The sequence below is a fragment of the Streptomyces flavofungini genome (assembly GCF_041028215.1).
Lineage (GTDB): Bacteria > Actinomycetota > Actinomycetes > Streptomycetales > Streptomycetaceae > Streptomyces > Streptomyces flavofungini_B.
On record NZ_JASKYR010001344.1, the window covers coordinates 1 to 1,005 of the forward strand.

A 1,005-nucleotide genomic window follows, 5' to 3' on the forward strand; every position below is an offset into this window, starting at 1 on the left:
GCTGTCCCACACGCTGATCCGGAGGGCGCCGTTCTCGACGGGGGGGGGGGGGGCGGCGGGCCGGTTCGGCGGGCGGGCAGTGCCGTGGGCGGGACGTCAGCCCGCGACCTGCACCTCGGCCACGGCGATGACCGCCGTGACCCGCTTGCCCATGGGCTCCCGCTCGACGGTGAGGTTCTCGCAGACAGCCGCGACGACCTCAAGACCGTGCTGCCCGACCCGGCTCGGATCGGGCTCCAGGATGGAGGGCAGGGTGGCGCTGCTGTCCCACACGCTGATCCGGAGGGCGCCGTTCTCGACCTCCAGGGAGAGCAGACACAGTCCGGGCGCGTACTTGCAGGCGTTGGTCACCAGCTCACTGACCACGAGCGGCACCATGCTCCGCGCGCGCTCGCAGACGTCGAACCCGTACCGCGTCTGCGCCTCGGCCAGGAAGGAACGGGCCAGCTGTCGGGCTCGGGCGATCTCCTCGCTGCTCTCGATGGCTGCGGATACGGAGAGGCCGGCGTCACGCAGCGGCTCCGCGCCGCCATGCTCCGCTGCCTGCACCACACCGCCTGGCTTGACCTTGACCTGTCCGCACATGAGCATCACACCGGACCGCTTACCCCCCGATCCACATCGGAATCCGGTGGCGGGCGATCTGGCCGGGTCTCCCGATGCCGGGAGACCAAACCTGCGGTCCCGGTCCGTTCACCGGAATGTCTTCCGGGCGGAGGAGATCGAGATTTCCGGGTGCCGACAGGTGTGCGTACACGCATTCGGGGCAGTCGCACGAGGACGGGGGAAGGACAACGGTCACGAGAGACAAGGGGCGGGTCAGATGATCACCGCGACACAGCCGAGCCGGACGCAGGCGACGCAGAGCGAACAAGCGCTGGCCGAGCAGGCACTGGCCGACCCGTCGAAGGTGGCCCCCCGCGACGCCCGCACCGTCTCCAAGCACTTCTTCGACCGCCTCACCCACCTCGAAGAAGGCACGCACGAATACCAGTACGTGCGCAA

1 protein-coding gene and 1 pseudogene are annotated in these 1,005 nt (G+C 69.6%); one reads left to right on the forward strand and one right to left on the reverse strand.

The genetic code is table 11. The annotated features are described in order from the left end of the window. Positions 1-96: 96 nt before the first annotated feature. Complete coding sequence (locus AB8Z36_RS40945) at positions 97-585, reverse strand: ATP-binding protein (protein ID WP_369218415.1); 489 nt, start codon at positions 583-585, stop codon at positions 97-99. Between the two features lie 238 nt (positions 586-823). On the opposite strand from AB8Z36_RS40945, the pseudogene AB8Z36_RS40950 reads away from it, so the two are divergent. After that, positions 824-1,005 (forward strand): annotated as a pseudogene (locus AB8Z36_RS40950) (RNA polymerase sigma factor SigF); the annotation flags it as partial.